Origin of the sequence: Streptomyces sp. NPDC056222, from assembly GCF_042264065.1 — a bacterium.
In the GTDB taxonomy this organism is placed as follows: domain Bacteria; phylum Actinomycetota; class Actinomycetes; order Streptomycetales; family Streptomycetaceae; genus Streptomyces.
The window spans coordinates 1-7,942 of sequence record NZ_JBHJTL010000166.1; the positions used below are offsets into that span (position 1 = coordinate 1).

The window sequence follows — 7,942 nt, forward strand, 5'->3', positions numbered from 1 at the left end:
CCCCCGCCCCGGACGCCGTGCCGCACCCGCTGAAGGTCAGGACTCCGGGACGGCGCGCGCCGGGGGTCAGGACTCCGGGACGATGCGGTTCACCACGGTCTCGATGAGGGAGTCCAGCTCCCGGTCGTCGTGCAGGCCGGGGACCGTGAAGTGGTCGAGCAGCAGTCCGGTGAGGGCGAAGTAGAGCAGCCGTACGGTGTCCGCGTCCCCCGGCATCCCGGCGGCGAGGTGCAGGCGGATGTTCTCGTCGAGGTCGCCGCGCAGTACCTCGGTGAGCCGGGCGCGCAGTTCGGGGCGGCGCGTGGCCTCCAGCCGGAGCTCGAAGAGCCCCAGATAGCAGCTGCGTTCGGCCGCCATCCGCCGGGCGAGCCAGCGCATCAGCTCCAGGACCAGCGCGCGGCTGGGCTCGGGCCGCAAGGCCGTGTCCACGGAGCCGGGATCCGGGGTGAGACGGACGAAGATCCGTTCCCCGACCTGGGAGAGCAGCTGGTCCCGGTCCGTGAAGTAGTTGGACGAGGTGCCCGTGGGGACATCGGCCCGGGCGTCGACCGCCCGGAAGGTCAGCCCACGGGCGCCTTCGTCCGCGAGCACCTCGATCGCCGCGTCGAGCAGGGCCGCACGCCGCTCGGGATTCCTCGCCATCCGGGTTCCTTCCGTTCTCTTCGACTCTCGTCGAACTTAGGGCTTGCGCAACCACTACAGATGAAGCACTATAGCCGTCGTGGTTGCGACCGCAGCCTGCACCCAAGAGACAAGAGGACCGGTTTGCGCAAGCTCACCTACTTCGTCGCCTGCTCCATCGATGGCTTCATCGGTGACCCGAAGGGCGATGCCACGTCCACGTACGCCTACGTGGCCGGGGAATTCCTGGAGTACTTGAAGACCGAGTACCCGGAGACCGTCGCCGCCCCCGCGTGGCCCGTGGTCGGCATCGAGCCCGGCACCGAGAACCGCCACTTCGACACCGTGGTCCAGGGCCTGAACTCGTACCGGATCGGCCTGGACGTCGGCGTCACCAGCCCCTACTCCCACCTGCGGGAGCTCGTCGCGACCCGCTCGCTCGGCGAGTCGCCCGACCCCAACGTCGAGCTGATCGCCGACGACCTGGTCGGCCGGGTCCGCGAACTGAAGGCCGAGGAGAGCCCGCTCGGCATCTGGCTCTGCGGCGGCTCGACGATCGCCGGTGAACTCATCGACGAGGTCGACGAACTGATCATCAAGACGTACCCGCAGGTCTTCGGCTCCGGTATGCCGATGTTCGGCGCCGGCTTCGAGCCCCGCGACTTCGAGCTCGGCGCGGTGCGCGCCTTCGACAACGGCGTTCTCGTTCGTACGTACACCAGGAAGCGGTGACAAGGGGGGCGCCCTACCCTGGGAGGTATGGGCAGCCAAACCCCGCGTACGGTACGGGACCCGCAGGCCACGCCCGCATGCCAGGCCTGCGGACAGTCCCTCGGAATCGTTGCGAAGCGGCACAAGGTCCTGGGGGCCTGGGTGCCGGAGTGGGAAGTGCAGCCGTGCCACAACCCGCGGTGCGAGGTGTACGTCGACCCCGAGGGTGCCGCCCGTGGGGACGGCGTCCCTGAGGAAGCCCGGGACGGAGCTCCCGAGGGTGGTGCGGAAGCCACGACCACGCACGTGACCGGCAAGAACGGCGAGACCGGGAGAAGTCCGGCCCCGGGGTGACCGGACGCGCGAAGGAGCCGGTCAGACCGCTACAGTCCGCGCATGTCATCGGAGTCGTCAGAAGTCTGGACCGGTTGGTACCGGGACCGCAGCGGCGCGGAAGCGATCGTGATCACGGCCGGCGGGAGCCAGGTGTCCACCCGCATCAGGGGAGTCGAGTACACGGGCGCGACCTTCGCCGCCCTGCGCGCGACGGACGAGGGCGGCGAGGCCCTCGCCGGTTGCGTCCTGGAGTGGGACCTGCCGCTCCCCGTCGTCATGGACGGCGCCACGCAGCAGGCCACCCTCGGCTGCCTGCTGACGCTCGGTGAGCGCGTGGACCTGAGCCTGACGCTGCACTACGCCGGCGCCGCCTTCGAATCGGGCATCGCCGGGGGCGACTTCGACGAGGCCCTCGAGCGGGTGAGGCGCCAGCTCCCGGCCGGGGCGGAGTTCGGCCGCAAGCTCCTCCAGGCCGCCTGACGCGGGGGCGGGGCGGCGGGGGCCGGCGGGGACGCAGGCGTTCGGGCGGGGCGCCGGTGCTGTCAGGCGAGGCCGTTCCATCCCCAGCGCGGGGTGGGGCCGGGCTCGCCGAGATCCGTGCCCGGCTCCGAGGCCGAGACCTCCTTGGCGATCGTGGTGCCCCAGTCGAAGTACTCCACCACCCGACGGCGCAGCAGCTCGTCGTCCGGCAGCTCCTTCTCCACCGCCGCGGTCATCAGCTCCATCCAGCGCAGCCGCTGCTCCTCCGTGATGGCGAGCCCGAGGTGGGCGCGGAGCAGTGCCTGATGGCCGCCCAGTTCCGCCGTGAAGTCGGCCGGCCCCGAGAACACCTCCGCCAGCCAGACGGCGACATGCGCGACATGGGTGGAGGTGAAGTCGGCGAAGACGGGTGCGAGAAGAGGGTCGGCCAGGACCGCCTCGTAGAACGTGTCGGACAACCGGCGCAGCGCGTCGGCGCCACCCACGGCCTCGTACAGGGTGTTCGTGTGCTCGGCGGTCATGGAACGCCTCCGGTGTCCGGGATGTGTGCTCCCAGCTTTCACGCAACTCGGCCCGGATCCAAGGATGTTCGCTCTCGGCGGGGCGGACGGTCGCAGCCGTCCGCCCCGCCGGGGGCGGGTGGGATCAGAAGGACTTGAAGGCCGTGGCGAGGCCGTTGCGCCACAGCTGGTCGACGCGTGCCCGCTCCTGGGCGTTGGGCTGGGCGTTCTGGCACGAGGTGCCCGGACCGCCGCCGGACATCAGCTCGCTGCACGGGCCCGAGTAGTGGTCGGGGAGGCCGAGGACGTGCCCGGTCTCGTGGGCGGTGACGCGGGTGGAGTTGTACTGCTGGTTCTGCCGGTAGTCGAGGAAGATGTAGCCGTTGCCGTGCCCGTCGGTGCTGGCGTACGAGCCGCGCGAGTCATTGCCCTCGTAGTAGCGGAAGTCGGGGTTGCTGCCCTCCACCAGCCGGACGTTGACCACCGAGCTGTTCCATATCTGGGTGCTGCGGGATATCTGGGTGCGGAAGCTCGGGGCGTTGGCGGCGCTGTACACGACGGTGACGGCGGCCGCGCCGGGGTTGGCGGCCCGCTTCTTCGCCACGGACTTCATCACGGCGTCGTGGAACGCCTTGGTCGCCTTGGCGTCCTCGGCGGACCCGGCGTACGCCGCGTAGCCGGAGGTCGCGGCGGTGGAGTCGACGGGCGCGGCCGAGGCGGTGGGGGCGCCCAGTGCGGCGGCGAGTCCGAGGCCGAGGGTGGCGGCGAGCGAGGCGGTGAGGACCTTGGGGTGTCTCATGGGGGGTGGCTCCTCCTGGTCGGTTGGAGAGAGTGTCGGGGGAGCCGGGGCCGGTGCGGATGATGGCAGCAGGGGATAGCGCGAAGGCATCACCACCTGATGGGGATGAGTCTGAACTCCCCTCGAAATAAAGGGAATTGGTGTGACGAGGGTGTCTGGTGCGACCCCGGATGCGGCCCTACCCTCGGGGCATGGAGCTGGAGGTGAGGCATCTGCGCGTGCTCTGCGCCATCGCGGACACGGGCAGTCTGCACAAGGCGGCGCGGCAACTGGGCATGAGTCAGCCCTCGCTGACGACCCAGCTGCGCCGGATCGAGAACGCCCTCGGTGCGGAGCTCTTCGCGCGCGGCCGTACCGGCTGCCGCCCGACACCGCTGGGCCGCTCGGTGCTCAGCAGGGCGCGCCCGCTCGTCGACCAGATGGCCGCGCTGATCACCGAGACCAGGGCGGCGGCCGCCCGCACCGACGGGCCGCGGCTGCGGGTCGGTTCGACCGCGAGCAGGGCACTGCCGGGCTGGCTGCGCCGGCTGCGCCAGGGTCTCCCGGGCACGGACATCGCGCTCCACATGGACGTCTCCGCCAACGCCCTGCTGCGGTCGGTCGCGGTGGGGCAGCTGGACGTGGCGTTCGTCCACGAGGTCGAGGGATGCCCGCTGCGGGTACCGGACGGCCTGCTGGCGCGGGTCCTGGTCGAGCGGGAGCCGCAGTTCGTCTCCATGGCCCCGGACCATCCGGCCGCCGCGCTGCCCGTGGTGGAGCTGGCGGACCTCGCCGAGGACCGCTGGATGGTCGACCCGACGGTGGACGGCGAGTGGGACGGGCTGCGGCGCGTCCTGGGTGAGGCCGGTATCGACCCCCCGCTGCTGCACGGCGACTACCACACGGCGGCGTCCTTGATCGTCCTCGGCGAGGCGGTGGCACCCTGCCAGCCGACATCGTTGCCACGCGAGGACATGGCGATCAGGCCGCTCCGGGACGATCCGCTGGCGGTACGTCTGCTCCTGTACGCCCGCGACGGGGCGCTGCTCGACCCGCTGTACGACGACCTGGCGGCGGCCTACCGGGAGGCAGCGCTGCGGGCGGCACCGTACCGGCAGTGGCTGCGCCGGCACGGGATGTCGGTGGGGCCGGGCATGATGACGGTATGAAGGATCCTGTGGACGAGCCGGCGGCGGGGAGCGCGCACGTGGCCGAGGCCGTCGAGGGGGAGCTCCGTTGACCGCCGCACGGGTGCGGCACGCGCGGCGGGAGGACCTCGACCGGGTGGCGGAGCTGGCCGCGGAGCACGCCGTGTACGAGAAGGCCGCGCCCCCGGCCCCGGGCCTCGCGGACCGTCTCGCCCGTCTGCTCTTCGGCCCCGAACCGCCCCGCCTGCGCTGCCTGGTGGCCGAACTCCCCGACGGCCGCCTCGTCGGTTACGCCACGTGCGCCCCCGAACTCTCCACCTGGGACGGCGCCGAATACCTCCACATGGACTGCCTCTACCTCTCCGCGACGGAACGCGGCCTGGGCCTGGGCCCGCTCCTCATGGAGGCCCTGCGCGCGGAGGCACGGGCCCTCGGCCTGACGGAGATCCAGTGGCAGACCCCGACCTGGAACGAGGGCGCGATCCGCTTCTACGACCGCCTGGGCGCCACGTCGAAGCAGAAGCTCCGCTACACCCTCCCGGTGGAGCCGTCCCGATGACCGTGTGGCGCGTCCGTTCCGCCGACGGCCTCGTCGGCGAGATCGCGGTGGACGGCGGCGACTTCCCATGGCTCGGCGGCCGCTTCACCGCCGGCCCGGCGTACGCCTCCGTGAAGGAGCTCTTCGCACGCGAACTCGCCCTGCTCGCACCGGCCGAACCGCCGAGCCCGAGCCCGTAGAGCCCCGCCCGGGGAACCGCGCAAGCCGAAGGGGCCCGTCCGGGATTGCCGGGCGGGCCCCTTCGGGCGGTGCTTCGCGCGAGGAAGGTCAGGCCTTCTTCGTCTCCCAGAAGATCCGGTCGACCTCGGCGATGAGCTCCAGTGCCTTCTCGCCCGTCTTCGGGTCCGTCGACGCCTTGGCGGCCGAGAGGGCCTTCAGGGTGTCGTTGATGAGCTGGTGCAGCTCCGGGTACTTCTCGAAGTGCGGGGGCTTGAAGTAGTCGCTCCACAGCACCGAGATGTGGTGCTTCGCGAGCTCCGCGCGCTGCTCCTTGATGACCGTGGCACGCGCGCGGAAGTGCGCGTCCTCGTTGGCCTGGTACTTCTCCTGGACGGCCTTGACCGACTCGGCCTCGATCCGGGCCTGGGCCGGGTCGTAGACACCGCAGGGGAGGTCGCAGTGGGCGCTGACCTTCACCTTGGGGGCAAACAGGCGGGAGAGCATTGAGCTGTCCTTCCTCGTGATCGTCTTCTCAGGTGGGAGATTACTCCCCGAGAAGGCTGTTTTCGCGAGCGCCCCCTGGGGCTTAGGACAAAAGTCCAGGGTCACCATGGGACTCGTGTACGAGTGGACGATCGGATCGGGAGGTGCCGGATGAGGGAGGCGGGGTGGGAGCCGGGGCGGGGGTCCGGGCCGTTGTTCGGGATCGCCGAGGTGACGGGGGTGTCCATGGTGCCCACGCTGCTCCACGGCGACCAGCTCCTCGTGCACTACGGCGCGCGGCTGCGGCCTGGGAGCGTCGCCGTCCTGCGTCACCCGCTCCAGCAGGACCTGCTCATCGTCAAGCGTCTGATCGAGCGACAGGGCGCCGGCTGGTGGGTGCTCGGGGACAACCCGGCCGCCGAGGGCGACAGTCGTGTCTTCGGCGCCGTACCCGCCGAGCTGGTGCTGGGGCGCGTACGGGTCAGGTACCGGCCCGTCACCCCGGGGCGTCAGCGATCGGTCGGTGTGGTGCTCTCCTGGCTGTTCTCCGCGCTCAGGCCGGTGCGGTCCGACCGTTCGGCCTCCAGGCGCTTGCGGGCCCGGTAGGCGGCCACGTTGGCGCGGGTCGCGCAGCGGTCCGAGCAGTAGCGGCGGGAGCGGTTGGTCGAGGTGTCGAGGTAGGCGTTGCGGCAGGGGGACGCCTGGCAGAGGCCGAGCCGGTCGGCGCCGAACTCCGTGAGGTGGAAGGCGAGACCCATCGCCGCGATCGCCGCGTACCCCGCGGTCGCGTTCGAGGGGTGGTCGGCGAGGTGCATGTGCCAGCGCGGATGGCCCTCGTCGTCCAGGTAGTCGTGACCGGAGATCTGCGGGCTGACGGGGAACTCCAGGAGCAGGGAGTTCAGCAGGTCCACCGCCTGGGTGTGGTTCCCCTCGTCCGCCGCGGTGAAGACCGCCCGTAGCCGGCCGCGTACCGAGCGGAAGCGCGTGACGTCGGAGTCCGTCGCCCGCCGGGCCATCTGGGAGGCCGTGCCGAAGAGCTCCCGGACCGCCTCGACCGAGGTGAGGGAGTCCTTGTTGCGGGCCGGCTCCTCGGTGTTGACCAGACGCACGGCGTAATCCGAGTAATAGGCCAGTTCCACTTGTAGTCCTTACGGCGGAGGTCTAGTGTCGGGTGCGGAGGGGGTAATGGATGTTCCCCCTCTGAGGGTATTACGGAGTGGGTGGAGGAAGCGATGACGGACGCGGCGACGACCGGAACCGACTGGGCGGCCTGGCAGCAGAGCTGGGACCGTCAGCAGGAGTGGTACATGCCGGACCGCGAGGAGCGGTTCCGCGTGATGCTCGACATGGTCGAGGCCGTGGTGGGGCCGGAGCCCCGCGTCCTGGACCTGGCGTGCGGTACAGGGAGTATTACGGATCGGCTGCTCAAGCGGTTCCCGAAGGCGACCAGCGTCGGTGTCGACCTCGACCCCGCCCTGCTCGCCATCGCCGAGGGGTACTTCGCCGGCGACGAGCGCGTCACCTTCGTGACCGCCGACCTCAAGGACCCGGAGTGGGTCACCGGGCTGCCGTACGACTCGTACGACGCCGTCCTCACCGCCACCGCGCTGCACTGGCTGCACACCGAGCCGCTCACCGCGCTGTACGGGCAGCTCGCCGGCCTCGTCCGGGACGGCGGCGTCTTCATGAACGCCGACCACATGATCGACGAGACCACCCCCCGGATCAACGCCGCCGAGCGCGCCCACCGCCACGCCGCCATGGACCGTGCCAGGGCCGAGGGGGCCCTGGACTGGGCGGAGTGGTGGGCCGTGGCCGCCAAGGACCCCGTCCTCGCCGAACCCACCGCCCGCCGCTTCGAGATCTACGGCGAGCACGCCGACGGCGACACGCCGTCCTCCCGTCGCCACGCCGAGATCCTCCGCGCCGCCGGCTTCGCCGAGGCCCGGCCGGTCTGGGCCTCGCCCTCGGACACCCTCGTGCTGGCCGTGAAGTAGCGCGTACGACGAAGAACCGGCGCGCACGAGGAAGGGGCGGTACGGAATCCCGTACCGCCCCTTCCTCGTCGTATCGACTGCTAGAGCACCTTGGAGAGGAATGCCTTGGTGCGGTCGTGTTGGGGGTTGCCGAGGACGTCGCGGGGGTGGCCGGATTCGACGACGACGCC

13 protein-coding genes and 1 pseudogene are annotated in these 7,942 nt (G+C 71.1%); 8 read left to right on the forward strand and 6 right to left on the reverse strand.

Going from position 1 to position 7,942, the window contains the following annotated elements:
* Positions 1–66: 66 nt before the first annotated feature.
* Positions 67–642, reverse strand: coding sequence for a TetR/AcrR family transcriptional regulator (locus ACFC0D_RS37400; RefSeq protein WP_376446296.1), 576 nt, complete (start codon positions 640–642; stop codon positions 67–69).
* 123 nt (positions 643–765) lie between these two features.
* Between ACFC0D_RS37400 and ACFC0D_RS37405 the strand changes: the two genes are divergently transcribed.
* The 3 genes from ACFC0D_RS37405 to ACFC0D_RS37415 are packed head-to-tail and all read left to right on the forward strand — an operon-like array spanning position 766 to position 2,148.
* Entirely contained in the window at positions 766–1,353 is a 588-nt protein-coding gene (locus tag ACFC0D_RS37405; protein WP_376446298.1) for a dihydrofolate reductase family protein, read from the forward strand.
* A gap of 27 nt (positions 1,354–1,380) precedes the next feature.
* On the forward strand, positions 1,381–1,686 hold the full coding sequence (locus ACFC0D_RS37410) for a hypothetical protein (protein WP_376446301.1): 306 nt from the start codon (positions 1,381–1,383) through the stop codon (positions 1,684–1,686).
* Positions 1,687–1,728: 42 nt separating this feature from the next.
* A complete protein-coding gene (locus ACFC0D_RS37415) occupies positions 1,729–2,148 on the forward strand; it encodes a DUF6304 family protein (RefSeq protein WP_376446304.1) in 420 nt (139 codons plus the stop codon).
* 62 nt (positions 2,149–2,210) lie between these two features.
* Here ACFC0D_RS37415 and ACFC0D_RS37420 read toward each other — a convergent pair whose 3' ends face one another.
* Together ACFC0D_RS37420 and snpA are read right to left on the reverse strand one after the other, a co-directional pair.
* Entirely contained in the window at positions 2,211–2,669 is a 459-nt protein-coding gene (locus ACFC0D_RS37420) for a group II truncated hemoglobin (protein WP_376446307.1), read from the reverse strand.
* Positions 2,670–2,793: 124 nt separating this feature from the next.
* Positions 2,794–3,447: a snapalysin gene (snpA, locus tag ACFC0D_RS37425; protein ID WP_376446310.1), complete on the reverse strand. Its 654-nt coding sequence runs from the start codon at positions 3,445–3,447 to the stop codon at positions 2,794–2,796.
* A gap of 191 nt (positions 3,448–3,638) precedes the next feature.
* Between snpA and ACFC0D_RS37430 the strand changes: the two genes are divergently transcribed.
* The 3 genes from ACFC0D_RS37430 to ACFC0D_RS37440 all read left to right on the forward strand — a co-directional run bounded on the left by ACFC0D_RS37430 (position 3,639) and on the right by ACFC0D_RS37440 (position 5,312).
* On the forward strand, positions 3,639–4,595 hold the full coding sequence (locus ACFC0D_RS37430; protein ID WP_376446313.1) for a LysR family transcriptional regulator: 957 nt from the start codon (positions 3,639–3,641) through the stop codon (positions 4,593–4,595).
* Positions 4,596–4,662: 67 nt separating this feature from the next.
* The gene (locus ACFC0D_RS37435; RefSeq protein WP_376446316.1) at positions 4,663–5,133 is read left to right on the forward strand and encodes a GNAT family N-acetyltransferase; all 471 of its coding nucleotides are present in this window, start codon (positions 4,663–4,665) and stop codon (positions 5,131–5,133) included.
* A complete protein-coding gene (locus tag ACFC0D_RS37440) occupies positions 5,130–5,312 on the forward strand; it encodes a hypothetical protein (RefSeq protein WP_376446318.1) in 183 nt (60 codons plus the stop codon). The genes ACFC0D_RS37435 and ACFC0D_RS37440 overlap by 4 nt, the downstream gene beginning before the upstream one ends.
* A gap of 88 nt (positions 5,313–5,400) precedes the next feature.
* Here ACFC0D_RS37440 and sodN read toward each other — a convergent pair whose 3' ends face one another.
* Positions 5,401–5,796 (reverse strand): superoxide dismutase, Ni, encoded by a 396-nt coding sequence (sodN, locus tag ACFC0D_RS37445; protein ID WP_137993403.1) that lies wholly within the window; start codon positions 5,794–5,796, stop codon positions 5,401–5,403.
* Between the two features lie 150 nt (positions 5,797–5,946).
* On the opposite strand from sodN, the gene sodX reads away from it, so the two are divergent.
* The gene (gene sodX, locus ACFC0D_RS37450; RefSeq protein ID WP_376446321.1) at positions 5,947–6,381 is read left to right on the forward strand and encodes a nickel-type superoxide dismutase maturation protease; all 435 of its coding nucleotides are present in this window, start codon (positions 5,947–5,949) and stop codon (positions 6,379–6,381) included.
* On the opposite strand, the gene ACFC0D_RS37455 is transcribed toward sodX, so the two are convergent.
* Positions 6,285–6,914, reverse strand: coding sequence for a CGNR zinc finger domain-containing protein (locus ACFC0D_RS37455; protein WP_376446324.1), 630 nt, complete (start codon positions 6,912–6,914; stop codon positions 6,285–6,287). The genes sodX and ACFC0D_RS37455 overlap by 97 nt on opposite strands.
* A 93-nt stretch (positions 6,915–7,007) precedes the next feature.
* On the opposite strand from ACFC0D_RS37455, the gene ACFC0D_RS37460 reads away from it, so the two are divergent.
* Positions 7,008–7,772 (forward strand): class I SAM-dependent methyltransferase, encoded by a 765-nt coding sequence (locus tag ACFC0D_RS37460; protein ID WP_376446327.1) that lies wholly within the window; start codon positions 7,008–7,010, stop codon positions 7,770–7,772.
* 80 nt (positions 7,773–7,852) lie between these two features.
* On the opposite strand, the pseudogene ACFC0D_RS37465 reads toward ACFC0D_RS37460, so the two are convergent.
* Positions 7,853–7,942 (reverse strand): annotated as a pseudogene (locus tag ACFC0D_RS37465) (ectoine/hydroxyectoine ABC transporter ATP-binding protein EhuA); the annotation flags it as partial.